This is a genomic window from Microbacterium sp. NPDC080005 (genome assembly GCF_040702445.1).
Taxonomy (GTDB): domain Bacteria; phylum Actinomycetota; class Actinomycetes; order Actinomycetales; family Microbacteriaceae; genus Microbacterium; species Microbacterium oleivorans_D.
In genome coordinates, this window is record NZ_JBFBLD010000002.1 from 594,129 (window position 1) to 619,339 (window position 25,211).

The 25,211-nt window shown below is 69.9% G+C and carries 25 protein-coding genes; 16 read left to right on the top strand and 9 right to left on the bottom strand.

Annotation, left to right across the window (positions count from 1 at the left end):
* Window positions 1–11: 11 nt before the first annotated feature.
* Complete coding sequence (locus AB0259_RS09630; protein WP_366222027.1) at window positions 12–554, bottom strand: hypothetical protein; 543 nt, start codon at window positions 552–554, stop codon at window positions 12–14.
* Between the two features lie 42 nt (window positions 555–596).
* Here AB0259_RS09630 and AB0259_RS09635 point away from each other — a divergent pair, with 42 nt between their 5' ends.
* From AB0259_RS09635 to AB0259_RS09645, 3 genes are all read left to right on the top strand, one after another.
* Complete coding sequence (locus AB0259_RS09635) at window positions 597–1,487, top strand: phosphoribosylaminoimidazolesuccinocarboxamide synthase (RefSeq protein WP_366222026.1); 891 nt, start codon at window positions 597–599, stop codon at window positions 1,485–1,487.
* Between the two features lie 75 nt (window positions 1,488–1,562).
* Window positions 1,563–2,921, top strand: coding sequence for a solute carrier family 23 protein (locus AB0259_RS09640; RefSeq protein WP_366222025.1), 1,359 nt, complete (start codon window positions 1,563–1,565; stop codon window positions 2,919–2,921).
* A 55-nt stretch (window positions 2,922–2,976) separates the two neighbouring features.
* The gene (locus AB0259_RS09645) at window positions 2,977–3,849 is read left to right on the top strand and encodes a VOC family protein (RefSeq protein ID WP_251577558.1); all 873 of its coding nucleotides are present in this window, start codon (window positions 2,977–2,979) and stop codon (window positions 3,847–3,849) included.
* A gap of 6 nt (window positions 3,850–3,855) precedes the next feature.
* Here AB0259_RS09645 and AB0259_RS09650 read toward each other — a convergent pair whose 3' ends face one another.
* The 5 genes from AB0259_RS09650 to AB0259_RS09670 form a co-directional block, all read right to left on the bottom strand.
* The gene (locus AB0259_RS09650; RefSeq protein WP_251577556.1) at window positions 3,856–4,890 is read right to left on the bottom strand and encodes a LacI family DNA-binding transcriptional regulator; all 1,035 of its coding nucleotides are present in this window, start codon (window positions 4,888–4,890) and stop codon (window positions 3,856–3,858) included.
* The gene (locus AB0259_RS09655; protein ID WP_366222023.1) at window positions 4,887–6,332 is read right to left on the bottom strand and encodes a GH1 family beta-glucosidase; all 1,446 of its coding nucleotides are present in this window, start codon (window positions 6,330–6,332) and stop codon (window positions 4,887–4,889) included. Before AB0259_RS09655 ends, AB0259_RS09650 begins: the two co-directional genes overlap by 4 nt.
* Before the next feature lie 43 nt (window positions 6,333–6,375).
* Window positions 6,376–7,293 (bottom strand): carbohydrate ABC transporter permease, encoded by a 918-nt coding sequence (locus tag AB0259_RS09660; RefSeq protein ID WP_366222021.1) that lies wholly within the window; start codon window positions 7,291–7,293, stop codon window positions 6,376–6,378.
* Entirely contained in the window at window positions 7,290–8,318 is a 1,029-nt protein-coding gene (locus AB0259_RS09665; protein ID WP_251577550.1) for a sugar ABC transporter permease, read from the bottom strand. Before AB0259_RS09665 ends, AB0259_RS09660 begins: the two co-directional genes overlap by 4 nt.
* 78 nt (window positions 8,319–8,396) lie before the next feature.
* Complete coding sequence (locus AB0259_RS09670; RefSeq protein WP_251577548.1) at window positions 8,397–9,665, bottom strand: ABC transporter substrate-binding protein; 1,269 nt, start codon at window positions 9,663–9,665, stop codon at window positions 8,397–8,399.
* Window positions 9,666–9,893: 228 nt separating this feature from the next.
* On the opposite strand from AB0259_RS09670, the gene purS reads away from it, so the two are divergent.
* Window positions 9,894–10,139, top strand: a complete 246-nt coding sequence (gene purS, locus AB0259_RS09675; RefSeq protein ID WP_251577546.1) for a phosphoribosylformylglycinamidine synthase subunit PurS — start codon at window positions 9,894–9,896, stop codon at window positions 10,137–10,139.
* The gene (gene purQ, locus AB0259_RS09680; protein WP_251577545.1) at window positions 10,136–10,843 is read left to right on the top strand and encodes a phosphoribosylformylglycinamidine synthase subunit PurQ; all 708 of its coding nucleotides are present in this window, start codon (window positions 10,136–10,138) and stop codon (window positions 10,841–10,843) included. Before purS ends, purQ begins: the two co-directional genes overlap by 4 nt.
* Window positions 10,844–10,847: 4 nt before the next feature.
* Here purQ and AB0259_RS09685 read toward each other — a convergent pair whose 3' ends face one another.
* Window positions 10,848–11,279 carry a DUF1761 domain-containing protein gene (locus AB0259_RS09685; protein ID WP_366222018.1) on the bottom strand — a complete coding sequence of 144 codons (432 nt, stop codon included), beginning with the start codon at window positions 11,277–11,279 and terminating at the stop codon, window positions 10,848–10,850.
* 134 nt (window positions 11,280–11,413) lie between these two features.
* Between AB0259_RS09685 and AB0259_RS09690 the strand changes: the two genes are divergently transcribed.
* Genes AB0259_RS09690 through AB0259_RS09710 form a run of 5 tightly spaced genes read left to right on the top strand, consistent with a single transcriptional unit; the run spans window position 11,414 to window position 15,872 of the window.
* On the top strand, window positions 11,414–12,493 hold the full coding sequence (locus tag AB0259_RS09690; protein ID WP_366222016.1) for an ABC transporter substrate-binding protein: 1,080 nt from the start codon (window positions 11,414–11,416) through the stop codon (window positions 12,491–12,493).
* Window position 12,494: 1 nt separating this feature from the next.
* A complete protein-coding gene (locus tag AB0259_RS09695; protein ID WP_251577539.1) occupies window positions 12,495–13,316 on the top strand; it encodes an ABC transporter ATP-binding protein in 822 nt (273 codons plus the stop codon).
* Window positions 13,313–14,137 carry an ABC transporter permease subunit gene (locus AB0259_RS09700; protein WP_366222015.1) on the top strand — a complete coding sequence of 275 codons (825 nt, stop codon included), beginning with the start codon at window positions 13,313–13,315 and terminating at the stop codon, window positions 14,135–14,137. The genes AB0259_RS09695 and AB0259_RS09700 overlap by 4 nt, the downstream gene beginning before the upstream one ends.
* Complete coding sequence (locus tag AB0259_RS09705) at window positions 14,113–14,934, top strand: ABC transporter permease subunit (protein ID WP_366222013.1); 822 nt, start codon at window positions 14,113–14,115, stop codon at window positions 14,932–14,934. The genes AB0259_RS09700 and AB0259_RS09705 overlap by 25 nt, the downstream gene beginning before the upstream one ends.
* Window positions 14,935–14,954: 20 nt before the next feature.
* Window positions 14,955–15,872 carry a 2-hydroxyacid dehydrogenase gene (locus AB0259_RS09710; protein WP_366222011.1) on the top strand — a complete coding sequence of 306 codons (918 nt, stop codon included), beginning with the start codon at window positions 14,955–14,957 and terminating at the stop codon, window positions 15,870–15,872.
* A 9-nt stretch (window positions 15,873–15,881) separates the two neighbouring features.
* Here the strand turns inward: AB0259_RS09710 and AB0259_RS09715 are convergent, their stop codons facing one another.
* Window positions 15,882–16,400 (bottom strand): adenine phosphoribosyltransferase, encoded by a 519-nt coding sequence (locus AB0259_RS09715; protein WP_251577533.1) that lies wholly within the window; start codon window positions 16,398–16,400, stop codon window positions 15,882–15,884.
* Window positions 16,401–16,474: 74 nt separating this feature from the next.
* Here AB0259_RS09715 and AB0259_RS09720 point away from each other — a divergent pair, with 74 nt between their 5' ends.
* The 4 genes from AB0259_RS09720 to AB0259_RS09735 are packed head-to-tail and all read left to right on the top strand — an operon-like array spanning window position 16,475 to window position 21,212.
* The gene (locus AB0259_RS09720) at window positions 16,475–18,148 is read left to right on the top strand and encodes a glycoside hydrolase family 13 protein (RefSeq protein ID WP_366222009.1); all 1,674 of its coding nucleotides are present in this window, start codon (window positions 16,475–16,477) and stop codon (window positions 18,146–18,148) included.
* A 1-nt stretch (window position 18,149) separates the two neighbouring features.
* On the top strand, window positions 18,150–19,175 hold the full coding sequence (locus AB0259_RS09725) for a LacI family DNA-binding transcriptional regulator (protein ID WP_251577529.1): 1,026 nt from the start codon (window positions 18,150–18,152) through the stop codon (window positions 19,173–19,175).
* 10 nt (window positions 19,176–19,185) lie between these two features.
* Window positions 19,186–20,400, top strand: coding sequence for an amidohydrolase (locus AB0259_RS09730; RefSeq protein ID WP_251577527.1), 1,215 nt, complete (start codon window positions 19,186–19,188; stop codon window positions 20,398–20,400).
* Window positions 20,397–21,212 (top strand): hypothetical protein, encoded by an 816-nt coding sequence (locus AB0259_RS09735; protein ID WP_251577525.1) that lies wholly within the window; start codon window positions 20,397–20,399, stop codon window positions 21,210–21,212. Before AB0259_RS09730 ends, AB0259_RS09735 begins: the two co-directional genes overlap by 4 nt.
* On the opposite strand, the gene AB0259_RS09740 is transcribed toward AB0259_RS09735, so the two are convergent.
* Window positions 21,206–22,291 carry a VanZ family protein gene (locus tag AB0259_RS09740; protein WP_366222006.1) on the bottom strand — a complete coding sequence of 362 codons (1,086 nt, stop codon included), beginning with the start codon at window positions 22,289–22,291 and terminating at the stop codon, window positions 21,206–21,208. The genes AB0259_RS09735 and AB0259_RS09740 overlap by 7 nt on opposite strands.
* Window positions 22,292–22,354: 63 nt before the next feature.
* Here AB0259_RS09740 and AB0259_RS09745 point away from each other — a divergent pair, with 63 nt between their 5' ends.
* Window positions 22,355–24,409 (top strand): APC family permease, encoded by a 2,055-nt coding sequence (locus tag AB0259_RS09745; RefSeq protein ID WP_251577521.1) that lies wholly within the window; start codon window positions 22,355–22,357, stop codon window positions 24,407–24,409.
* Window positions 24,410–24,443: 34 nt separating this feature from the next.
* Window positions 24,444–25,199 (top strand): hypothetical protein, encoded by a 756-nt coding sequence (locus AB0259_RS09750; protein ID WP_251577519.1) that lies wholly within the window; start codon window positions 24,444–24,446, stop codon window positions 25,197–25,199.
* The last annotated feature ends 12 nt before the right edge of the window (window positions 25,200–25,211 follow it).

Here is a 25,211-nt window from a genome sequence, read left to right on the forward strand (position 1 = left end):
CGACACCCGGATCACTCGGCCGGACGCAGCACCGCCCACGCTCGCGCGACGTCGTCGCCGCTCATCGAGATCTGGACGCCGACCATCCGGTCGACGCGGATTCCCGTCGTCCGGCCCGGGGCGCTGCACCCCTGCGTGACCGCGATCGGCCCACTGAAGTTCACGGGCGGCTCGTCCTCTCCGACGGCCGGCGAGAGGGACAAGGTGATGGTGGCGTCCCGGGGGATGCAGTCGAACTCGAGGACGTACTCCTGGTCCCTCACCGCACTGGCCGACACGCTCACGACGGACACGGGGTCGACGCCGACCGCGTCGCTCTCGAAGACGAGGCGCGATGCCTCGAGCGGGTCCTGCTCCGGGACGGCGTAGGACGGGTCCGCCGACACCTCGGGCTCGGGTGTCGGCGTCGGGGTCGAGGTCGGCGCGGGCTCCGCAGACGAGGTCGCGGACGTCGACGGCGACGGGGCGGCGTCATCCACCGCGGCCGTCGAGACGCAGCCGCTCAGTCCGATCGACACCGCGAGGGCGGTCAGGGTGAGCAGTCGGCGACGCATCCCGCCACGGTACGCGGTCGGCGCGCCCGACATAATGGGCTGGTGACGGATGCCGCGATCCCCCTGCCCGGATGGACCCACGTGTACTCGGGCAAGGTCCGCGACCTCTACCGGCCCGCCGACGGCGCCGATGACGGCCGCCTCCTCGTCGTCGCGAGCGATCGCGTGAGCGCGTTCGACCACGTCCTCGAGCCGGCCATCCCGGGTAAGGGCGCCCTGCTCAACGCGCTGTCGCTGTGGTGGTTCGATCAGCTCGCCGGCGCCGACGGCGGCCGCGCGGTGGCCAACCATCTGCTGCCCGGGCAGACGCCGCCGGCCGAGACGGAGGGCCGGGGGATGGTCGTGCAGTCGCTCGAGATGCTCCCGATCGAGTGCGTCGTCCGCGGCTATCTGACCGGTTCGGGATGGGTCGAGTACCAAGCCGACGGCACGGTCTGCGGCATCCCGCTGCCGGCGGGCCTCGGCAACGGCGACCGTCTGCCGGAACCGATCTTCACCCCCGCCTACAAGGCCCCGCTCGGCGAGCACGACGAGAACATCTCATTCGAGCGCACCGTCGAGCTCGTCGGGGAAGAGCGCGCGGCCGAGCTGCGCGACGCCTCGCTCGAGATCTACCGGCGAGCTGCGGCCCTCGCCGAGGCGAAGGGACTGATCCTCGCCGACACGAAGTTCGAGTTCGGCCTCGACGCGGATGGCGTCCTCACCCTCGCCGATGAAGTGCTGACGAGCGATTCGTCGCGGTACTGGGATGCCGAGACCTGGCGCACCGGCGAGAGCCCCGCCGCCCGCATGGCGAGCTTCGACAAGCAGATCGTCCGCGACTGGCTGGCCGCGAACTGGGACAAGCAGGGCACGCCGCCCGTCGTCCCCGACGAGATCGTCGCGCAGACAGCGGCCAAGTACCGCGAGCTGCTCGAACGCCTCACCTCCTGACGGCGTCGCTCCCGCGCACTCAGCCGACTCCCAGGTAGCCTGACCCAGGCCACCCCTGATCTGAGGAGTACGCGCATGCCCATCTGGACCCTGCACGGCGACGGTCGTCGCGTCGCCCCCGGTGCCGTCGTCACCCCCCGCGAGCGCCTCGGCTGGGGCACCACGATCGCGATCGGAGCCCAGCACGTCGTCGCGATGTTCGGCGCGACGTTCCTCGTCCCTCTGCTGACCGGGTTCCCCGTCAGCACGACACTGCTCTTCTCGGGTCTCGGGACGCTCCTGTTCCTCCTCCTCACCCGGAACCGCCTCCCCAGCTACCTCGGGTCGTCGTTCGCCTTCATCGCCCCGATCACCGCCTTCGGGCCGGGCGAGGGCAAGCCGCTCGACAGCCCCGAGCAGATCGGGCAGGCACTGGTCGGAGTGTTCATCGCGGGCATCCTGCTCGCCGGCGTCGGCTTCCTCGTGCAGGCCACCGGGACGCGCTGGCTCGAGAAGCTCATGCCGCCGGTCGTGTCGGGGGCGATCGTCGCCCTCATCGGTCTCAACCTCGCACCGGCGGCCTGGAACAACTTCAGAACCGATGCGCTGCTGGCGACGATCACGCTCGTCGCGTGCATCCTCTTCGCCGTCCTGTTCCGCGGCATCCTCGGTCGCGTGTCGATCTTCCTCGGCGTCGTCGTGGGGTACATCGCCGCGCTGATCATGGGGCGGGTCGACTTCTCCGGTGTGGCGGCGCTCATCGAGGACGGCGCCTGGATCGGGCTGCCCGCCTTCCACCTGCCCTCGTTCGGCGACCCGGTGGCGTGGAGTCTGCTCCCCATGTTCCTGCCGGTCGTCCTCGTGCTCGTCGCCGAGAACGTCGGGCACGTGCGCGGCGTCGCCACCATGACCGCGGACCCGACGGTGAACCACCGCACCGGTCGCGCGCTCCTCGCCGACGGCCTCGCCACCACCCTCGCGGGCGCCTTCGGGGGCTCGGGGACGACGACCTACGGCGAGAACATCGGCGTCATGGCGGCCACCCGCATCTACTCCACGGCGGCGTACTGGGTGGCGGGCATCATCGCCGTCCTGCTGTCCTTCTCACCCGTCGTGGGCGCTGTGCTCTTCACGATCCCGAACGGCGTGATCGGCGGCGTGACGACCGCGCTGTACGGCCTCATCGGCGTCATCGGGATCAAGATCTGGGTCGACAACCAGGTCGACTTCTCCCGCCCGGTCAACCAGTACACGGTCGCGGTCGCCTTCGTCATCGCGATCGCGAACTTCACGATGGACCTCGGGGTCCTCCAGTTCGGCGGCATCGTCCTCGGCACCCTCGCCGCGCTCGCGATCTACCACGGCGGCAACGCCATCGCCCGGGCGCGCAAGACCGGGGCGGATGACGGGGGCCCGATCGTCCCGATCGGCCAGCTGGGCGGCGACCCGGACTGAGCTCCGGCACCGCGAGCGCGGGAACAATCACGATGCGGCGGCGTTACTCATTCACATGAATGCGCCCGGACCGGACCGACTCGCGCCCGCGACCTCGATGGGCGCGGTGACCCTCCTCGTCGGAGACCTCGACGGGATGACTCGGTTCTACCGCGACGTGGTCACCCTGACGGTGCTGAGTGCGGAGGGCGACTCGGTGACGCTCGGTCGCGCGAACCGCCCCATCGTCGTGCTCCGCGCCGAGCCGGCGCTGCGTCACGCGCCCGCCGGAGCAGCCGGCCTCTTCCACACGGCGATCCTCTTCGAATCGCAGACCGCGCTGGCGGCGGCACTGTATTCGCTCGCCCGCCACGCGCCGCAGACCTTCACAGGCAGCGCGGACCACCTCGTCAGTCAGGCCTTCTACGCCACCGACCCCGAAGGCAACGGCATCGAACTCTACTGGGACCGCGATCGCAGCGCCTGGTCCTGGACCCACGGTCGGGTCGAGATGGCGACGCTCTTCCTCGACCCGAACAGCTTCATCCGCGAGCACCTGACCGACGCCGCAGCAGACGGCGCGACCGCCGACGACGCGGCATCCGTCGGTCACGTCCACCTGTCGGTGGGGGATGTCGAGACCGCCCGCTCCTTCTACGTCGACGCGCTCGGATTCGACGTCACGGCTGAGCTCGGCGGATCGGCGCTGTTCGTGAGTGCGGGCGGCTACCACCACCACATGGCTATGAACGTCTGGAACTCGCGGGGCGCCGGACCCCGCATGCCGGCGCTCGGCCTCGGCCGCGTCGACCTCGCGCTGCCCGACGGCGACAGTCTCGGCGAACTGGGTGAACGCCTACGGCACCACGGCGTCCAGGTCGCCGACGACGGTCGCACGATGACCTTCGCCGATCCCTGGCGGAACACCCTGCACGCGACCGCCCCGTGACGCCCGTCAGGCGGACTCGCGCACGACCAGCTGCGTGTCGAGCAGGGTCTCGCGCGGCGGGTATCCGCCCGACAGGAGGGTGAGCAGGGTGTCCGCCATCACCTCGCCCTGCTCGAGCGACGGCTGACGCACCGTCGTCAGCGCGGGGGAGACAGAGGTGGCGACGGGCGAATCGTCGTACCCGACGATCGCGACGTCGTCGGGAACGCGCATGCCGGCGCGCGTCAGCTCGGTCAGGACGGCTCCCGCCATCAGATCGCTCGCGACGAACAGCCCGTCGAATCGGGCGCCCGATCGGAGGATCCGCGTGACCGCTGCAGCGCCGCCCGCGGCGGTGAAGTCGCCGTCCTCGACCGCGACGGGCGACAGGCCCGCAGCATCCAGCGCCTCGTGGAATCCGGTCAGGCGGTCGATACCGCCCGGCATCGTCGTCGGGCCCGTGACCATGGCGAGCCGGCGCCGACCCCGGTCGAGCAGATGCTGCGTCGCCACACGGCCCCCCTCGACGTTGTCGACGTCGACGTAGAAGTCGCGCTCGCGCTGCCGGACGGGGCGACCGCCGTAGACGACCGGCATCGCGGCCGCGATGCGGTCGATGAACGCGTCGCTCGTGTGGTGCGACACGATGATCGCGCCATCGACCGCTCCGCTGCGCAGGTACTCGGTCGCCTTGTCGTTCGGGTCGTCGCTCGCGATGATCAGGTTGAGGACGTAGTCGGACTTCGAGATCCGCTTGTTGATGCCGCTGACGATCGCCGCGAAGAACGGGTCGCCGAAGAAGCGGGTCGTGTCCTCGGGGACGACGAGCGCGACGGCCATTGTCGCGCGACTGGCGAGCGAACGCGCGGCCCGGTTGGGGACGTAGTTGAGCTCGTCGATCGCGCGGCGGACGGCGGCGAGGGCGCCCGGACTGACCGCGGTCGATCCGTTCACGACGCGCGAGACCGTGGAGCGGGACACCCCCGCCGCCGAGGCGACCTCTTCGATCGTCACCGGGGGGTGGAGGACATCGGACACGGTCACCTCGCGGAGTGCAGTCATTCCATCGCTCGGGCGGCGATGACCCGACGATACTCCAGGGCGCTGTCTTTGAAGGTCCGTTCCTGCGTGGCGTAATCGACCCGGATGAGACCGAAGCGCTTGTCGTATCCCCACGCCCACTCGAAGTTGTCCATGAGTGACCAGTAGAAGTAGCCGCGGACGTCGACACCGGCGTCGGCGGCATCCAGGATCGCGGCGAGGTGACCGCGCAGGAACCCGACCCGGTCCTCGTCGTGGACCCGGAGGGCGCCATCCTGTTCGACGGTCTCGTCGTCGTACGCCGCGCCGTTCTCGGTCACGAACAGCGCCGTCCCGGCATCCTTCGCGTACTCGTCCCAGACCCGCTCGAGCAGGACGGTCAGCGCCTCGGGCTGCACCTCCCAGTGCATCGCCGTCCGCGGCAGTCCGCGCTCGTACCAGTGGATGTCGTGGCCCGCCGGCCAGGGCGATCCCACCGCACGGTCGGTCGGGGCGTCGCCGGGCAGCGGAGGGTCTGCGGGAGCCGTGCCGCCGACGAACTCGCCGTGGTAGTAGTTCACGCCCAGGACGTCGAGCGACTGCGAGATGGTGTCGAGGTCTCCGGGCCGGACCGCGGCCTCGAAGCGGGAGACGGCGTCGGCGTCCACTGCGCGGATGTCCGCCACGATGTCCTCGGGGTAGCTCGCCCGGAAGATCGGGTCCAGGAACCAGCGGTTGAACTGCCCGTCGATGCGCCGGGCGGCGTCGACGTCCTCGGGCCTGGCCGGATCCGCAGCCTCGGCGACGGTGAGGTTCAGCGTGATGCCCAGGTTCAGCGCCGGATCGCGCCGACGCAGCTCGTCGACGACGAGACCGTGCCCCCGCAGCAGGTGGTGGGATGCCAGCATCCCGTCGGCGATGCTGAACCGCCCCGGAGCGTGGATGCCGCCGGTGTAGCTGAGGAAGGACGAGCACCACGGCTCGTTCAGCGTCGTCCAGTCCGCGACCCGGTCACCCAGAGAGTCATGGACCGAGAGCGCGTACTCGGCGAACCGCTCGCTGGTCTCGCGCGCCGTCCACCCGCCGCGCTCCTCGAGAGCCTGCGGGAGGTCCCAGTGGTAGAGCGTGAGCCAGGGGCGGATGCCGGCGCCCAGCAGCTCGTCGACGAGACGCTCGTAGAAGTCGATGCCCTTCGCGTTCACCGGCCCGCCGTCGGGTCGCACACGCGACCACGAGGTGGAGAACCGGTAGGTGTCGAGGCCGAGCTCCTTCATCAGGGCGACGTCGCCGCGGTAGCGGTGATAGTGATCGCACGCGACGTCGCCGTTGTCCGCGTTGATCACGGCACCGGGGACGCGGCTGAACGCATCCCAGATGGACGCGGTGCGACCGTCTTCGAACGCGGCGCCCTCGATCTGGTAGGCGGCGGTCGCGGCGCCGAAGAGGAAGCCGGTCGGGAACGGGCGGAGGGTGGGGGCGGGCACGGGGGCAGAGTACTCCTGCGAAAGGACGTTCACCGGGAGCCCGTCAGCCCTTGACCGCGCCGGCCATGATGCCGCTGACCAGCTGCCTGCCCGCGAAGACGAACAGCAGGATCAGCGGAACCGTCGCCAGGAGCACCCCTGCGAGCACCTTGCTGTAGTCGACGAAGTAGTTCGCCTGCAGCAGCGACAACGCCACCGGCAGGGTGGGGCTCTCGCGGTCGAGCACGATGAAGGGCCAGAAGAACTGGTTCCACGCGCCGACGAAGGTGAACAGGAACAGCATGGCGGCCGCTGGCCGAGCCGCCGTGACCCCGACGGTCCAGAAGGTGCGGATCTGGCTCGCGCCGTCGACACGAGCGGCCTCGATGAGCTCGTCCGGAACCGTCTGACCGATGTACTGCGTCATCCAGAACACCCCGAAAGCGCTCGTGAGGGCGGGGATGATGACGGCGCCGATCGTGCCGGTCCAACCGAGGTCGGCGAACAGGATGTACAGCGGCACGACACCCAGCTGCATCGGGACGGCCATGGTGGCCACCACGAACGCGAGCAGCACCTTGCTGCCGCGGAACCGCAGCTTCGCGAAGGCCCACCCGGCGAGGGTCGAGAAGACGACGACGGATGCCGCGATCAGAGTCGAGCTGAGGACCGAGTTCCAGAGGGCGAGCCAGAAGTTGACGGCCGGGTCGTTCACGACCGACAGCGCGTTGGTGACGAAGTTCGCACCGGGGATCCACGACATCTGGGGGTCGTTGATCGTGAACTGGTCGCCGGATCCGATCAGGAACGACCAGTAGTAGGGGAAGATCGCCGAGACGGCGACGACGCCCAGCCCGACATAGACCCAGAAGCCGGCGCGGACGCCCCGGATGCGGGTGGTCCGCTCCCCGCGCCGACGTCGCGCGGCGTTCGGGATGTTCTCCTCGACGATGGCCAGGGGCGGTTCGCTGACGGTGGTCATCGCGCGGTGTCCTTTCGTGCGCGTCGCGGCATCTTGACGCCGCGGCCGCCCTCGTCCCGGACGAGACGACGGGTGATGAGGAGGTTCAGGAGGCCGATCACCACGATGATGATGAAGAGGATCCAGGCGAGCGCCGCGGCGCGGCCGAAATTGAACTCGCCCCAGCCGATGTTGTAGAGGTACAGCGTGATCGTCAGCCACTGTTGCGCGGGACCGCCTTCGCCGGTGTTGTCGAACATCCGCGGCTCGTCGAAGATCTGCAGGCCGCCGATCGTCGAGGTGATGATGACGAAGATCAGCGTCGGACGCAGCGACGGCAGCGTGATGCTGAAGAACTGACGGAACGCCCCGGCACCGTCGACGGTCGCCGCCTCGTAGTACTCGCGGGGGACGGCCTGCATCGCGGCGAGCAGGATCAGGGCGTTGTAGCCGGTCCAGCGGAAGTTCACCATCGTGGCGATCGCGACGTGGCTCCAGAACGGGTCCTTGTGCCAGGCGATGGGGTCGAGCCCGACGGCGCTCAGGGCGTTGTTCACGAGTCCGTGGACGTCGCCGAACATGTTGCTGAAGATGAGGGCGACGGCGACGGGGGCCATCACGAAGGGCAGCAGGACGCTCATGCGCCAGAAGGTCTTGGCCCGGATGTTGCGATCGAGCATCGCCGCGATGAAGACGGCCAGGATCAGCTGCGGCACCGTCGAGAGCAGGAAGATGCTGAAGGTGTTGCGCAGCGCGACCCAGAACTTCGGGTCGTTGAGGATCCACGTGTACTGCTCGAACCCGACGAAGGTGCCGGAGTTGCGGATCAGGTCCCACTCCTGGAACGAGATGACCGCGGTGAAGGCGATCGGGAACAGGCCGACGATCGCGAAGAGGATGAAGAAGGGCGAGATGTAGAGGTACGGCGAGACCTTGACGTCCCACCGGCTCAGGCGCTGCCGGAACGAGAGCACACGGACCGGGCGATCCGCGGGCGCGGGCCGATCCTCCAGCGGGGTCCGGGGGCGGATGTCTGTGGTCGTCACGTGTCGTCTCCGTTGTCGGCGTGGATGGTGGGGAGACCGGCCGCTGCAGGGACGGCCGGCCTCCCGGTCAGGGACGGGTCAGAAGGCCTCGACCTCGGCCACCCAGGTGTCCCAGGCGGCGGACTCGGATTCCGAGCCGTCGAAGACGCGGTTGACCGCGTTCTGGAGCGCGTCGTGGTACTTGAAGTAGTTCGCGCTCTTGTAGGGCTGCACGGTGACCGCCTCGGCGCGGTCGGCGCCGATCTCGCCGGTCTTGGCGCCGCCGAAGTAGTCGTTGACGTATGCCGTCAGATCGGCGTTCTCGTACGCCTCGACCTGGCTGGGGAACGCGCCGACGTTGAGGAAGGCCTCGACCTGCTGCTCGGGAGCCGACAGCCAGTCCGCGAGCTTCTGAGCCTCGGCCACGTTCTTGCCGTTGGCGGGGATCGTCAGGTACGACCCGCCCCAGTTGCCGCCGCCGTTCGGGAACACGTTCGCGATCTTCCAGTTCGCCTGGTCGGGCGCGTAGCCGGAGATGATGCCCTGCATCCACCCGGGGCACAGCACCGTCGCGAAGTCGTCCCCCTGGAAGGAGGCCACCCAGTCGTCGCCCCACTGCGCCGAGTAGGCCGCGTTGGGGACGGCGCGCTCGACGACGCTCTTGTACGCGTCGGCGATCTCGGGGTTCGAGGTCGCGATGACGGTGCCGTCGGGCTCGTCGTAGGTGTACTCGATCTGGTTCACGATGCCCTGCAGGACCGAGTTCGCCGAGTCGATCATCGCCTTGCCAGAACCCTCGCGGTACTGGTCGGCGACGTCGAAGTAGTTGTCCCAGTCGCCGTCGAACAGCGCCTCGACCTCGGCCGGCTCGGACGGCAGGCCGGCCGCCTCGAAGAGGTCCGCGCGATAGCAGATCGCCTGCGGGCCGATGTCCGTGCCGTAGCCGATGAGGTTGCCGTCGGCGTCCGTCGCCGCCGCTTCCTTCCAGTCGAGCCAGCGTCCCTTGAGGTCGTCGGGCACCGGCGCGAGCAGGTCCGAGTACTGCATGGCCTCGGACAGCCAGTCGACCTCGACGGCCTCGATGTCGGCGAGTCCGCCCTTGCCGAGCTTCTGGAAGAAGTTCTTGCGGGCGTCGCCCGACTCGGCCGCCTTGTTGTGGACGATCGTGACGTTCGGGTTCTCGTCCTCGTACTTCTGGAGGAACTCGTCGGTGTAGCCGAAGTTGTTGAAGGTGGCGATGGTCAGCGTGACCTTCTCGCCGCTGTTCGCGGCAGGCTCGCCGCCACCGGCACAACCGGCGAGGACGATGGCGGACGTCGACGCGACGGCGGCGAGGACGCCGACGCGTCGCAGGGCGCGTGAGTTCACAGGACACTCCTTTGTGGTGTGGTGAGAGCGAGGTGGTGCACGAGATTTGGGAGCGCTCTCAGGGGTTGCGTGAGACGCTATGGGATCGCTCCCACGAGTGTCAAGAGAGCGCTCCCAGCGCGCGGGTCACGGTTTGGTCACGAGCCCGCGCCGGGAGACGCGACGGCGGCGCGCTGCGGGCTCTAGACTGGTCGCGCACCCCTGCCCGCGACATCCCGGAGCTTTCTGATGCCCACCATCGTCGTCGACGTCATGCCCAAGGCCGAGCTCCTGGACCCGCAGGGGAAGGCCGTCGCCGGCGCGCTGCAGCGACTCGGGCACGCCGGATTCGGCGACGTCCGCATCGGCAAGCGGTTCGAGCTGACGGTCGAGAGCGCCGATGAGCAGACCCTCGCCGCGGTCACGACGATCGCCGAGGAGATCCTGTCGAACTCGGTCATCGAGGACGTCGTGGGCATCGAGGTCGTCGAGTGACCGTCCGCATCGGCGTCATCACCTTCCCCGGCTCGCTCGACGACGGCGACGCGCGCCGAGCCGTCCGACTCGCCGGCGCCGAGCCCGTTGCGCTCTGGCACGGGTCGCACGACCTCGAGGGCGTCGACGCCCTCGTCCTGCCGGGCGGCTTCAGCTACGGCGACTACCTGCGTGCCGGCGCGATCGCCGCGCTCGCGCCGATCATGTCCGAAGTGAAGGATGCCGCCGCCAAGGGCATGCCAGTCCTCGGCATCTGCAACGGCTTCCAGATGCTCGTCGAGGCGCATCTGCTGCCCGGTGGCCTGATCCGCAACGCGCACCAGCAGTTCATCCGCCGCGACCAGCGCCTGACCGTCGAGAACGCCGACACGGCGTGGACGAGCGAGTTCCGCCGCGGCCAAGAGATCGTCATCCCGCTGAAGAACGCCGACGGCGGGTACATCGCCTCCGACGAGACCCTCAAGCGGGTCGAGGGCGAAGGCCTCGTCGCCTTCCGCTACGCGGGCGTCAACCCGAACGGCTCGATGGACGACATCGCCGGACTCACCAACGAGCACGGGAACGTCGTGGGACTCATGCCCCACCCCGAGCACGCGATCGAGCCCGGTTTCGGCCCCGACACCGCCGCTGCCATGCGGTCGGGAGTCGACGGTCTGCGCTTCTTCACCGCCGCGGTCTCGGCGGTCGTGCACACCGCCGCCTGATACCTCAGACGGTTCCGGCGGGGGGCCACAGGCCGATGATCACGGCCATCACCACCGCGACGGTCAGCTCGTAGCCGATCGTGATCACCGTGAGCGACGACGGCCGTCCCTCGAAGCCGTCGTGCGTGATGACCCGCGCGGCGGTGAACCCCGCCCAGAGCAGCACCGCCGTCACGATCGCCGCCCACAGGTACGACCCCGAGTAGAAGTGCCAGGCGATCGTCGTGGCGCCCGCCAGCACCCAGGCCGTCGCGAAGGTGACCGCCGTCGAGACACCGATCGCGATGGCGGCGGACCCCTTCGGGCGATCGGTCACCACGCGAGCCAGGCGCGCCCATCGCGGACCGAAGGTCTTCGGGCCGTACCAGATCGCACCGACCGCCGTGCCGGCGACGGTGGCGAGGATGACGCTCCAGTAGTTGATCTCGGGAACCATGGGGACCTCCTGACGGCGACGGTCGATGTGAGGCGACAGTAGCGCCACAAGGGCGAAACGATGCGGAAATACGGCAGGTCTAGCGTCGGACACGCACCCTCGCATGTCACCCGCAGCATGATCAAGGAGTCCCCTTGCGCCGTCTCGCCCCCCTCGCCGCCCTCGCCGCAGCGGCCACCCTCGTCCTCGCCGGATGCGCCTCCGGCGGTGCACCGGCATCCTCCGGCGGATCGGAGGACCATGGCGAGATCAGCGTCCAGTACTCCTGGATCAAGAACGAGGAGTTCGCCGGCGAGTTCTACGCCTACGAGAAGGGCTACTACGAGGACGCCGGCTTCTCCGACGTCGTCGGCATCTCCGGTCCCGACACCGGCGTCGCGAAGCTCCTCTCCGGCACCGTGCAGGTCGCGCTGAGCGATGCGGCATCCGTCGGCGCGGCCGTCGCCGAGCAGGACGCACCCCTGAAGATCATCGGCGCCACGTTCCAGAAGAACCCCTTCACGATCCTGTCGCTCGCCGACGGCGCGAACATCCAGACGCCGCAGGACCTGGTCGGCAAGAAGATCGGCGTACAGGACTCGAACGCCTCGGTGTTCGCGGCCCTGCTCAACGCCAACGACATCGACCCTGCCGACGTCGAGGTGGTCCCGGTCGACTTCAACCCCACCCCCGTCATGAACGGCGAGGTCGACGGCTTCATGGCGTACCTGACGAACGAGGCCCTCACGGTCGAGCTCGCCGGCTACGACGTGACCAACCTCGCGTACGCCGAGAACGGCGTCCCCTACGTCGCCGAGACCTTCACGGTCACTGACCAGTACCTCGCCGAGAACAAGGAGCTGCTGAAGGACTTCCTCACCGCCGAGATCAAGGGATGGACGCACGTCTTCCAGGAGCCGGTGGCGGACACCGTCTCGCTCGTCGAGAAGTACTACAACCAGGCAGCCGAGGAGTCCGAGGACGGCCTGGAGTCGGTCTTCGGGGCGCTCGACCCCGAGAAGACGACGAAGGGCATCGAGGCGCAGAACCTGCTGATCTCGACCGACGAGACCGAGGCGAACGGCCTGTTCACGATCTCCGACGACCTGCAGCAGCAGACCGTGGACTCGCTCGCGGCTGCGGGCTGGGACGTCAGCGTCGGGGACCTCTTCGACACGACGATCATCGACGAGATCTACGCCGACGACGCCGAACTCAAGGATTACCTGCCCTGACATGACCAGCACCAACGTCGCGGATGCCGGTGCCCTCGCGGGTACCGGCATCCGCATCGACGGTCTCGCGAAGACCTTCCACACCGGTCGTGGCCGCACCGTCGAGGCCCTCTCCGACACCCATCTGCACACGGATCAGGGATCGTTCCTGTCACTGCTCGGACCCTCGGGATGCGGCAAGTCCACGATCCTGCGCATCCTGGCCGACCTCGAGCAGCCCACGAGCGGCGAGGTGCGTGTCGACGGCAAGACTCCCGCGCAGCTGCGGCGCGACCACGACCTCGGGATCGCTTTCCAGGATCACGCGCTGCTGCCCTGGCGGAGCGTGCTCGCGAACATCCGTCTGCCGTTCGAGGTGGCCGGCCGTACACCGGACCGCGACTACATCGACGAGCTCATCGGGCTCGTGGGCCTGCGCGGCTTCGAGAAGGCCAAGCCCGCGCAGCTGTCGGGCGGGATGCGTCAGCGCGTGTCGATCGCCCGGGCCCTGAGTCTCAAGCCGTCGGTGCTGCTGCTCGACGAGCCGTTCGGGGCTCTCGACGACATGACACGGCAGAACCTGAACCTCGAGCTGCTCCGTATCTGGACGGAGAAGCCCGCGACGACGCTCATGGTGACACACGGCATCTCCGAGGCCATCTTCCTCTCCGACCGCGTCGCCGTGATGTCGCCGCGACCGGGTCGGATCACCGAGGTCATCGAGGTCGACCTCCCGCGCCCTCGCCTGCCCGAGATGCAGCGGACTCCCGAGTTCCACGCGCTCGTGGACCGGGCATCCGATCTGCTCTTCACGGGCGACGGCCGCGCGGCCGCTGAGTCATGACGAGCGCTTCCGCCGCGCGCCGCGGACGCCGCGCACCGCGCGGGACCGCCGCCGTCGTGGGGGTCGTCGCCCTGCTCGGCGCGTGGTGGCTGTTCTCCGCGACCGCGTTCGTCCCGGCACCGGGGACCACGTTCACCCCAGTACCCGACCCGTGGACCGTGTTCGCGACGATCGCCTCCGACGGGTTGCCCGCCTACTGGCCGGTGTTCCAGGTGACGATCTCCGAAGCCCTTCTCGGGTTCGCGTGGGGCAACGCGATCGCCCTGCTCCTCGCCTCGGTCGTCCTGCTCGTCCCGAAGGCCGAGACCGTCGTGACGCAGATCGCGGTGGTCAGCTACTGCCTGCCCGTCGTCGCCGTCGGCGGCATCGCCGTCGTGGTCCTGCCGGTCGCGAAGCGCGCGGGCGACCTGAGCGCCACCGCGGTCTTCCTCGCCGCCCTCGCCGTCTTCTTCACCACCGTCGTCGGCGCGCTCGTCGGGTTCAAGGCCGCCGACCGCGCCTCGCTCGACGTCGTCCGCGTCTACGGCGGCTCGCGCCTGACGCAGTTGCGCAAGGTGCGCCTGATCGCCGCGGCCCCGGCGATCCTCAACGCCCTGCAGATCGCGGTGCCGACGGCATTCCTCGGGGCGATCCTCGGCGAATACATGGGCTCGATCGACCAGGGCGTCGGGATCACCCTCATCAAGCTGCAGGGCGACCTCGACTCGCCCCGGGTCTGGGCGGTGTTCCTGCTGACCGCGCTCGTCGCTCTCCTCGGCTATGCGCTGCTGGGCCTCCTGTCGCGGATCGTGACCCCGTGGGTCGCCGGAGCCCGCTCGTGAAGGGCGCCGGCCGCGCGCTGGGCCGTTCCAGTGCGAACGCGGCGCTGACGCTCGTCATCGTCGTCGCCGCCTGGTGGGCGGTGGTCTCCTTCACCGGGATCTCCCCGTACATCGCCAAGGGTCCCGTCGACGTGTGGGAGTTCCTGTTCACGGACGAGGATGCCGCGGCCCACCGCGACGCCCTCAGCCCGCTCGTGCGGCAGACCCTCGGCGACGCCGCGCTCGGCTTCGTGACCGGAATGGCGGCCGCCCTCGTCCTGGCCATCGTCTTCTCGCTCTCCCGTGCCGTCGAAGCGGGCGTGATGCCGCTCGCGCTGCTGCTTCGCAGCATCCCGCTCGTCGCCATCGCCCCGGTCATCATCCTCATCACGGGACGCGGCACCCCGGCATCCGTCGCCGTCATCGGCAGCATCGTCGTGCTGTTCCCCGCGCTCGCCTCGATCCTGTTCGGTCTGTCGCGTGCGTCGCAGCAGAGCCTCGACCTCGTCCGCGTCTACGGCGGCGGCCGATGGATGCAGCTGCGCAAGGTCGACGTGCCGGGTGCGCTGCCCTCGCTGTTCGCCGCGGCGCGAGTGTCGGTCCCCGGCGCGGTGACGGGTGCATTGCTGGCTGAGTGGCTGTCGACCGGAACGGGCATCGGCGGGGCGATCCAGAAGCTCACAGCGCAGGCGCGGTTCGACGACCTCTGGGCATCGGTCGCGATCATCACCCTCGTGACGCTCGTGCTCTACAACCTCGTGCAGATCGTCGAGAACGTCGTCCTCGCCCGCATGGGCATGGCGACGACGGTCGAGTGACCCGGCGGTAGCCTCGGGGCATGGCTTCCATCAGCGTCAGCGTGCCCACCGACCGTCTGGCCGAGGACCTCGCCGTTATCGACGGCGCGGAGGTGTTCGTCTGGAAGATGGATGCCGCCTCCCCCCGCCCGCGCATCGACATCGTGGTCCCGCCGTACATGGCCTCCGGCAGCCCCCTCCCCTGGCTCGAGGGCATCGAGGTCGGACTCGTCCAGGGTCAGTCGATCGGCTACGAGGGGATCGAGGAGCGCCTGCCCGCCGGTGTGCTGTTCGCCAACGCGACGACGGTGCACGAGACGTCCACGGCCGAGCTCGCCATTGCGCTGACACTGACGGCGCAGCGGGGCATCGACCGCTTCGTCCGCGCACAGGACGCCCGCGAGTGGCGCCCGTTCCAGGCGACCGGACTCGCCGACCGCCGCGTGCTCGTCCTCGGCTACGGCGGCGTCGGCAAGGCCGTCGCCGCGCGACTCGCGCCCTTCGAGGTCGACCTCGTCGCGGTCGCCTCGACCGCCCGCGACGAGGACGGGGTGCACGTCCACGCGGCCGAGGAGCTCCCCGAGCTCCTTCCGAGCGTCGACATCGTCATCGCGACTCTGCCCGGGGGTGCGGCGACGCGGCACATCGTCGACGACGCGTTCCTGACGGCGCTTCCCGAAGGCGCTCTCATCGTGAACGTCGGTCGCGGGTCGCTCATCGACACGGACGCCCTCGTCGCCCACGTGCGCACCCGTGGCATCCGTGCGGCACTGGACGTCACCGATCCGGAGCCGCTTCCCGCCGACCACCCGCTCTGGACGCTCGACGGCGTAATCATCGCCCCGCACGTCGGCGGCGCGACCGATGCGATGCACCCGCGGGTCGTTCGTCTGCTCCGCCGCCAGATCGGTCATCTGCTGGCGGGCGAGGAGCCGGAGAACGTCGTCATCCGGACGTGAGCGCCCCGCTCAGACGGTGAAGACGCTGTGGACGTCGCCGCAGACCGCGCGTCCCTGCAGTGCGGTCAGCTCCATGAGCACCGACGTGCCGGCGATCGTGTAGCCGAGCTGCTCGAGAAGCTGCTGACCGGCACGCAGCGTGCCGCCGGTGGCGAGGACGTCGTCGACGAGGAGGACGCGGGCGCCGGCGGCGAGGTCGTCCGTCATCTCGATCGTCGCGCTGCCGTACTCGAGGTCGTAGCTGACCGATCCCGCCGGACGCGGCAGTTTGCCGGCCTTGCGGATCGGCGCGAGTCCCGTCCCCGACGCGACCGCGATCGCGCCGGCGAGCAGGAAGCCGCGCGCCTCGACACCGGCGACCACGTCGAACGTGCCGAGGAACGGCTCGGCCATCGCCATCGCGATCGTGCGGAGGGCTGCGGCATCCGCCAGCAACGGCGAGATGTCCCGGAACAGGATGCCGGGCTCGGGGAAGTCGGGGATCGTCGCGATGAGCGACTCGGCTCGGGCGAGGGCGTCGGGATTCACTGGGTCGAGGGTACTCGCCTCACCCGATCAGCGCGGGCACCGAGTGCGCAAGCGCTTGCGCTAGGCTGACGCGCATGACTTCGACCCCCGTCTCCACCGTCACCTCGACGCTGGCCCCCATCGGCGAGAGCCGCCCCGGCGCCGAGTGGTGGCGCACCGCCGTGATCTACCAGATCTACCCCCGCTCCTTCGCCGACGCCTCGGGCGACGGCATCGGCGACCTGCCCGGCATCACCTCGCATCTCGACGACCTCGCCTCGCTCGGCGTCGACGCCGTCTGGCTGAGCCCGTTCTTCACGTCTCCGCAGAAGGATGCCGGTTACGACGTCGCCGACTACCGGGACGTCGACCCGCTCTTCGGCACGCTGGCCGACTTCGACGACATGCTCGAGGCGGCGCACGCCCGCGGCATCCGGGTCATCATCGATCTCGTCCCCAACCACTCCTCGGACAAGCACGTCTGGTTCCAGCAGGCCCTCGCAGCCGAACCCGGCAGCCCCGAGCGCGCGCGCTACATGTTCCGCGACGGCCAGGGCGAGAACGGCGAGCTGCCCCCCAACAACTGGGAGTCCGTGTTCGGCGGCCCGGCGTGGACCCGTGTGCCGGACGGTCAGTGGTACCTGCACCTCTTCGACTCGTCGCAGCCCGACTTCGACTGGGACAACTCCGAGGTGCGCGGCGAGTTCGAGGCGACGCTGCGCTTCTGGCTCGACCGCGGTGTCGACGGCTTCCGCGTCGATGTGGCGCACGGCCTCATCAAGGCTGACGGCCTGCCCGACTACACCCCGCCGGCCGAGGCGGACTCGATGGGCGGCGCCGAGCCGGTCCCCTACTGGGGTCAGGACGGCGTGCACGAGGTGTGGCGGGAATGGCACCGCGTGCTCGACGAGTACGAGGGCGATCGCGCCCTGTGCGCCGAGGCGTGGCTGCCGACGGTCGACGAGACCGCGAAGTGGGTGCGCTCCGACGAGATGCACCAGGCCTTCAACTTCCCCTACGCGATGAGCGAGTGGGATGCCGCGCAGCTCCGCGAGGTCATCAGCGAGTCCCTGCGCGCTTTCCCCGCCGTGGGCGCCCCGGCGACGTGGGTGCTCTCGAACCACGATGTCATCCGCCACGCGACCCGCCTCGCGATGCCCGGTCACCCGCAGGGTCACGGTGTCGGGCCGAAGACCCCCGGAAAGCCCGACGCCGCCGCAGGCCTGCGCCGTGCCCGCGCCGCGACGGCGCTGATGCTCGCGCTGCCCGGCTCCTCCTACCTGTACCAGGGCGAGGAGCTCGGTCTCCCGGAGGCTATGGAACTCCCCGACGACGTCCGGCAGGACCCGACCTGGTTCCGCACCGACGGCGAGCGCTACGGCCGCGACGGATGCCGGGTGCCGCTGCCCTGGACCGCCGACGAGGGCGCCTTCGGCTTCAGCCCGACGGGCGAGAGCTGGCTGCCGCAACCGGCCGAGTGGAACGCGCTCGCCCGCGACGTGCAGGAGGACCAGCCGGAGTCGACGCTCTGGCTCTACCGCACGCTGCTCGCCACCCGCCGCGCTCACGAGCTCGGCTCGGGCGAGCTCGAGTGGCTGGACGAGTACGGCGACGACGTCGTCGCGTTCCGCAACGGCGATGTCACCGTCGTGGCGAACGTCGGGTCGACACCCGTCGCCCTGCCGGAGGGCACACTGCTCGTCGAGAGCGACGCGTTCCTCGGCCGCGACCTGCCCGCCGACACCACGGTGTGGATCGCCGCGGACTGACGTGACGGGCATCGACGACGTCGCCCGCGTCGCAGGCGTGTCGGCGGCGACCGTCTCGCGCGCGCTGAGCGGGCGCGGGCGCATCTCGGATGCGACCCGCGCCCGTGTGCGCGCCGCCGCGGCCGATCTCGGGTACGTCGTCTCGGCGGCGGCATCGGCTCTGGCCACAGGACACGCGGCGAACATCGGCGTCGTGGTGCCGCTGCTCGACCGATGGTTCTTCGCCAACGTGCTCGACGGGATCGCGAGTCGGCTCACCCCGCACGGGTACGACATGACGCTCTACAGCATGAGCGCGGACCGCTCGCAGCGCGACGGGGTCCTCGACGTCTCGCTGCGCCGCGGACGCGTGGACGGGCTGATCGTCCTCTCGCTCACCCTCGCCGACGACGAGGTGGACCGCCTGCTGGCGCTGGATCTGCCCGTCGTGGGGCTCGGGTCCACGAGCCCGCGCCTCCCGGCGCTGCGCGTCGACGACGTCGCCGTCGCGCGCCTCGCCACCGAGCACCTGCTCGGCCTCGGGCACCGGCGCATCGCGCACATCGGGGCCGGGTACCCCGGGGATCCGGGCCTCGACATCCCCTCCCTGCGTCGCCACGGTTTCATGGCGGCGATGGCGGATGCCGGCATCGCCGACGCTGCCTTCGCGCCGGGCGACTTCACGATCGACGCCGGATACCGCGCGACACACAAACTCCTGCAGAGCGCGGCACCGCCGACGGCGATCTTCGCGGCATCCGACGAGCTCGCGTTCGGTGCGCTCTTCGCCGCGCGCGACCAGGGTCTCGACGTCCCCGGGGATCTGTCGGTGGTCGGCGTCGACGGTCACGAGATGGGCGACTTCTTCGGGCTGACGACGATCGCCCAGTTCCCGCACGAGCAGGGCGAGCGGGCCGCCGACGCCGTCCTGGCCGCGGTCGACGGTCGCACCGAGCTCGGTGAGCTGGCGTTCCGCCTGGTCGAACGCACCTCGACGAGCGCTCCGCATGGAGGACTCACGGAGGTACCGGGCGCTCCCGCGCCGTAGGCTCGTGGGCATGCCTCTCGATCTCGAAGCGATTTACACCGATCTGCACCGGCATCCGGAACTGTCGTTCCAGGAGACCCGGACAGCCGGCGTCATCACGCGCGAGCTCGCGGCGCTCGGCCTCGAGTACGAGGAGGGCGTCGGCCGCACGGGTGTCGTCACCGTCGTCCGCAGCGGCGACGGCCCGGTCGTCTGGCTCCGTGCCGACATGGACGGTCTGCCGGTGGCCGAGCAGACCGGTCTCCCCTATGCGAGCACCGCTCGCGGCGTCGACCCCGCCGGCCAGGATGTGCCGGTCATGCACGCCTGCGGTCACGACATGCACGTCACCGCACTGCTGGGCGCGCTCGAGAAGCTGCAGGAGACGCGGGGGGAGTGGTCCGGCACCGTCGTCGCCGTCTTCCAGCCCGCCGAGGAGTACGGCGCCGGCGCCCAGGCCATGATCGCCGACGGCGTCTTCGACCGGTACCCGAAGCCGGACATCGTCCTCGGTCAGCACCTCACCCCGTTGCCGGCCGGCACGATCGGCGTGCGGCCGGGGACCCAGATGGCGGCATCGGACGGCATCACCGTCACCCTGCACGGTCGCGGCGGGCACGGCTCGCGCCCCCACTCGACGATCGACCCCGTCGTGATGGCGGCGGCCACCGTCATGCGCCTGCAGACGATCGTCTCCCGCGAGGTCGACCCGCGCGAGATGGCCGTCGTCACCGTCGGCGCGATCCACGCGGGGCTGAAGAACAACATCATCCCCGCCGAGGCGACCCTCGAGCTGAGCCTGCGCTACCCGAACGACGAGGCGCGGGCTGACATCCTCGCCCGCGTCGAGCGGGTCATCCGCGCGGAGGCCGCGGCATCGGGCGCGGAGCAGGAGCCGACCATCGCGACGCTCCACTCCCTGCCGCCGACGATCAACGATGAGGATGCGACGGCTCGTCTGACGGCCGCGCTCGACCGCGCGTTCGGCGAGGGCACGGTCGTCGATCCCGGCATGTTCACCGGCAGCGAGGACGTCTCGTGGTTCGCTCGCGAGTCCGGCGCCCCGCTCGTCTACTGGTTCTGGGGCGGTGTCGACCCGCAGCAGTACGCGGATGCCGCCGCTGCGGGCACGATCTCGCGCGACATCCCGACGAACCACTCCCCCTACTTCGCCCCCGTGCTGCACCCGACCATCGAGCGCGGCGTCGACGCCCTGACCGTCGCCGCGCGGGAGTTCCTCTCGTGAGCAACGACGACTGGCTGCCCTTCGCCCCCCTCGACCCGCAGGAGCACCGCGAGCCGGAGCGCCCCGAGAACCCGAACCGGGTCCCGATGATCCTGGGCGCGATCGCGGGCGTGCTGCTGGTCGCCGTGATCGTCGTCGTGAGCGCATACCTGCTCCGCGCGACGGAGCCCACGACGGCCGCGCCGCCCGCCGAGAGCTCTGCCGCCGCGCCGCAGCCGGCGCCGTCGACGCCGCAGGAGCAGCCGCAGCCCTCGGCGACGCCGACCGAGGAGCCTCCGGCGGCAGCGTCGACGATCGCGGTGAACGGCTCGGGCTTCACGATCACGACGGCGGACGGTGAGTTCACGCATCAGTGGGCGGATGACGCGGCCCCCGCGATCGCCGCGCTCACCGAGGCGTTCGGCACTGCTCCTGAAGAGGACTTCGTCAACGGCGACGCCGAGAACTGGGCCTACGACATCTACGTCTGGCCGGGCTTCCGCATGTACGACGTCTTCCTCGGCGACGGCGGTCGGTCGCGCAGCGAGGTGCCGGCCCCGACCTGGGTGACCGTCAGCGCGGGTCTGCCGGCCGACGTGCAGGTCACCAACGAGTTCGGCGTCACGGTCGGTCAGTCGATCGATCAGGCGCGCAGCAAGGGTCCCTTCGACGAGTTCGCGCTCACGAACGGACGCCTGCGCCTGACCTACGGCGAAGGCCGCGGCACGTTCTACAACAATGGCGAGCGCGTCTTCAGCGCCTTCGTCGAGTCGGACGAGTCCACGCAGAAGGTCGCGACGATCACCTACACGTTCCGCGCCCGCGGTCAGTGATCCTCGGCGCGCGTCGCGTCCACCGGTGAGACGCGCGCTCGCGCGTCGATCAGGTGACGCCCGGTCACGAGCCCCGGGAGGCCGCGGCCGGAGCGCGTGGTGAACACGAGCACGAACGACACGAGCGCGAACAGCCCGGCGAGCGCGCCGCCATCGCCGAAGGACAGACCGAGCAGCAGGTACCCGCCGATGCCGCCGACGAACCGCAGCAGCCGCGCCACCCACTCCGGCTGACGCCCGCCCTCGTAGCGCAGCTCGACCGCCAGGTCGCCGATCGTGCGGCCGGTGGCCAGGACCACGGTGGACCAGAGCAGGATCGGGGTCCATCCCGCGGCGATGTCGGCGATCGCAGCGTCGGCGACGAGGTCTTCACGACGCAGCGCGAACTGCAGGAAGAGCTGGACGACGGTGCCCGCTGCGCCCCCGACGATCGTGGCGCCGAGGAGGTCGCACACAGCGGCGAGCAGACGGCGCCCCCGCGTCACCGGGCGTGGGGCACCGGCATCCGCTGCTCTGCCGAGCCCGCGCAAGCGCGTCGGGACGAGCAGGCCGGCGACGGAGCCGATCACGGCGCCCAGGGTGTTGGTGGTCAGGTCGCCGACGTCGAAGAGGCGGTAACCGCAGGGGTAGAGGCCCCAGACCCCGGTGAGCTGCGTCAGCTCGATCAGGAGCGACAGACCCAGGCCCGCCGACAGCGCGACGAGCACACCTCGCCGGGTCACGACCCGGAGGAGGAAGCCGAGGGGCACGAACAGCAGGACGTTGAAGACGACCTGCAGCAGCCGGACGTCGGTGAGGGCGGCGCCGTCGGCGAATGCGCCCACGACATCGTCGACGGTGGGTCCGAGCGAGAGCACGGCGCCCGCGCAGCGGTAGTCGTCGGAGGCGGGCAGCGGCAGCAGCGTGTAGGTCCACAGCGCCATGAAGTAGACGAGGGATGCCGCCCAGAAGCCCAGTCGGCCGAAGGTCAAACGTCCGCGCCGCCGGTAGCTGATCGCGACGATGGGGACGAACAGCAGGAGCCCGACGACGGCCCCGAAGAGGACGGCCACCACCGCGGGGAAGATCTGGCCGGTCACCCCTGGAGTCTAGGGATCGAGAGCCCCTCCGCCTCACGTTGCACTGCGTTCGCGGGAGGCGTAATGTCGCCCGCCGTGACCAGTGACAGCCGCGATCCGAACGCGGCCCCCTCCCCCGCCGTGAAGCGCATGCTGATCGGCGAACCCCTCGACACCGAGAAGCTCGAGGGACAGCTGCTGCCCAAGAAGCGGGCGCTGCCGATCTTCGCCTCCGACGCGCTGTCGTCCGTCGCGTACGCGCCGCAGGAACTGCTGATGATCCTGCTGCTCGGGGGGACGGCGTTCATGGCGTTCGCGCCGCCGGTCGCGGCCGCCGTCGTCGTGCTGCTCATCGTCGTCGTGCTCAGCTACCGCCAGCTGATCAAGGCCTACCCCTCGGGCGGTGGCGACTACGAGGTCGCCCGCACGAACCTCGGCGAGAAGGCCGGTGTCGTCGTGGCATCCGCTCTGCTCGTCGACTACGTGCTGACGGTCGCCGTGTCGGTCTCGTCCGGTGTGGACAACATCATCTCGGCGCTGCCGGCCCTCGACCCGTGGCGCGTCGAGCTGGCGGTCGGCTTCGTCATCCTGCTGGTCATCGTGAACCTGCGCGGTGTGCGCGAGGCGTCGCAGGCGTTCGCGATCCCGACCTACGTGTTCATCGGGTCCGTCGCCCTCATGATCGTGACCGGCCTGTTCCGCTGGGCGATGGGCGATGCCCCGGTCGCCTCGAGCGCGGACTTCACCGTCGAAGCCGAGAGCCTGTCGCAGGTGGCTTTCATCCTGCTCCTGCTGCGCGCCTTCTCGAGCGGCTGCTCCGCCCTCACCGGTGTCGAGGCGGTCAGCAACGGGGTGCCCGCGTTCCGGACGCCGAAGATCAAGAACGCGCAGACCACGCTCGTGCTCATGGGCGGCATCGCGATCGTGCTCTTCGCCGGTCTCACCGCGCTGGCTCTCATCGCGGGTGTGCACTACGCCGAGAACCCCTGCCGACTCGTCGGGTTCGACTGCGAGGCGGGCCCGCAGCCGAGCCTCATGGCCCAGGTCGCCGCCGCGACGTTCGGCGGCGACTCGATCCTCTTCTTCGTCATCCAAGCGGCGACCGCCTGCGTCCTGCTCCTCGCGGCCAACACCGCGTTCAACGGGTTCCCGCTGCTCGGCTCGGTACTCGCCCGCGACAGCTACGCCCCGAAGGCCCTGAACTCCCGCGGCGACCGTCTCGTCTTCTCGAACGGGATGCTGATCCTCGGCGGCGCCGCGATCGCGATCCTCATCGTGTTCCAGGCGAACCTGACGACCCTCATCCAGCTCTACATCATCGGTGTGTTCGTGTCGTTCTCGCTCGGGCAGATCGGCATGGTGCGCCACTGGCGGCGCGAGCTGCGACTGCTGAAGAACCGCCCCGCCGCGGTGCGCCGCGAGGCGATGTCGGGACTCGCGATCAACACGATCGGCGCCGCCTTCACCGTCGCCGTGCTCGCGATCGTGACGATCACGAAGTTCACCCACGGCGCGTGGCTCGTCTTCCTCGCGATGCCCGTCCTCGCGTTCCTCATGATCGGCGTCAACCGGTACTACCGCGACGTCGAGCACGAGATCGAGATGGACGACTCCGTGAAGTTCGGTTCGTCCGGCGACCTCGCCATCATCCTCGTCGGCAAGCTGCAGAAGCCCGTCGCGAAGGCGATCGACTACGCCCTGGCCGCGAAGCACGACAAGACCCTCGCCGTGCACGTGGCCGTCACGACCGACGACATCGCCGAGTTGAAGGCCGATTGGGAGTACCACCGGATGCCGGTGCCCCTCGTCGTCGTCGACTCGCCGTTCCGGCACTACGCCACCCCGCTGATCGGCTTCATCGAGAAGTACCGCGAGATGCACGGACCGTCGGTCGTGACCGTCTACCTGCCGCAGTACATCGTCGGCCACTGGTGGGAGACCCCGCTCCACAACCGCCGCGCGCGCCGCATCGCGCAGCAGCTGATGATGGTGCACGGCGTCACCGTGACCCTCGTGCCGTGGCTGCTGGATTCGTCCGAGATCGTCTACGGACGCCGCTCGCGACCACTCCCCGGCGACGACCGCGGCGGCCGCGTCGAGCAGCGTCATTACGGTTTGGTAGAGCATTCCGAAAACTGATGGATGAATGCGCGCGGACTGCCATGATGTGCGCATGGCCGAGTCCCGACGTCCCCGCAACCTCATTCCGCTGCTGACGCTCGCGGGTGTCCTCGCGATCGCCGTCGTCGTCGCGATCGTGCTGATGCTGAACCGGATGCCGGCCCCCGCCGCCGCACCGGGAGCGGGCTCGCCGTCGCCGGAGGCCTCCGGTGCGTCCGAGGCGGCGCCGACGCCCACGGAGACCGAGGCGGAGACAGAGGCCCCGACGGCGAGCGAGGTCGTGCTCGGGGCCGACGGCTTCACGATCGTCGCGGACGACGGATCCGAGCTGTACGCGTACGAGTGGCGCGGCGACGCGGACGCCGCCGTCGCGGCCCTCACCGAGGCGTTCGGCGCGGAGCCGTCCGAGTCGATCTACGAGGGCGACGGCACGCACTTCCCCGACTACACCTCGTACACGTGGGACGGGTTCACCTACTTCGACATGATCCCGACCGAGGGCGGCAAATCGCGGGACGAGTACTTCGTCCCCTCCTACGTGACGGTCACGGGCGCCGACGTGAGCGGCGTCGCGGTGACGCCCGAGTTCGACCTCGCGATCGGTCTCACCGCCGACGAGGTGCGCGCCCTCGGACCCGACCGGGAGGTCGAGATGTCCGACGGCGAACCGCGCTTCTTCTTCGCGATCGACCGCATCAACGGAACGCAGGGCGACGCCGAGCTCGACGGCTACTCGCCGTGGGTCAACACCGACCCCGTGGACGAGACGGTCGTGTCCATCACGTACCGCCCGTGGTCTGACCTCTGAGCCCGGCGCGAC

What these genes read in the sequence shown, in the direction of transcription:
- AB0259_RS09650 (WP_251577556.1), bottom strand. Translation starts at nt 4,890, where the DNA reads ATGACTGCACTCCGCGAGGTGACCGTGTCCGATGTCCTCCACCCCCCG.
- AB0259_RS09730 (WP_251577527.1), top strand. Translation starts at nt 19,186, where the DNA reads ATGCCTCTCGATCTCGAAGCGATTTACACCGATCTGCACCGGCATCCG.
- AB0259_RS09700 (WP_366222015.1), top strand. Translation starts at nt 13,313, where the DNA reads ATGACGAGCGCTTCCGCCGCGCGCCGCGGACGCCGCGCACCGCGCGGG.
- AB0259_RS09660 (WP_366222021.1), bottom strand. Translation starts at nt 7,293, where the DNA reads ATGACCACCGTCAGCGAACCGCCCCTGGCCATCGTCGAGGAGAACATC.
- AB0259_RS09695 (WP_251577539.1), top strand. Translation starts at nt 12,495, where the DNA reads ATGACCAGCACCAACGTCGCGGATGCCGGTGCCCTCGCGGGTACCGGC.
- AB0259_RS09630 (WP_366222027.1), bottom strand. Translation starts at nt 554, where the DNA reads ATGCGTCGCCGACTGCTCACCCTGACCGCCCTCGCGGTGTCGATCGGA.
- AB0259_RS09685 (WP_366222018.1), bottom strand. Translation starts at nt 11,279, where the DNA reads ATGGTTCCCGAGATCAACTACTGGAGCGTCATCCTCGCCACCGTCGCC.
- purS (WP_251577546.1), top strand. Translation starts at nt 9,894, where the DNA reads ATGCCCACCATCGTCGTCGACGTCATGCCCAAGGCCGAGCTCCTGGAC.
- AB0259_RS09640 (WP_366222025.1), top strand. Translation starts at nt 1,563, where the DNA reads ATGCCCATCTGGACCCTGCACGGCGACGGTCGTCGCGTCGCCCCCGGT.
- AB0259_RS09745 (WP_251577521.1), top strand. Translation starts at nt 22,355, where the DNA reads ATGTCGCCCGCCGTGACCAGTGACAGCCGCGATCCGAACGCGGCCCCC.
- AB0259_RS09645 (WP_251577558.1), top strand. Translation starts at nt 2,977, where the DNA reads ATGAATGCGCCCGGACCGGACCGACTCGCGCCCGCGACCTCGATGGGC.
- AB0259_RS09750 (WP_251577519.1), top strand. Translation starts at nt 24,444, where the DNA reads ATGGCCGAGTCCCGACGTCCCCGCAACCTCATTCCGCTGCTGACGCTC.
- AB0259_RS09710 (WP_366222011.1), top strand. Translation starts at nt 14,955, where the DNA reads ATGGCTTCCATCAGCGTCAGCGTGCCCACCGACCGTCTGGCCGAGGAC.
- AB0259_RS09720 (WP_366222009.1), top strand. Translation starts at nt 16,475, where the DNA reads ATGACTTCGACCCCCGTCTCCACCGTCACCTCGACGCTGGCCCCCATC.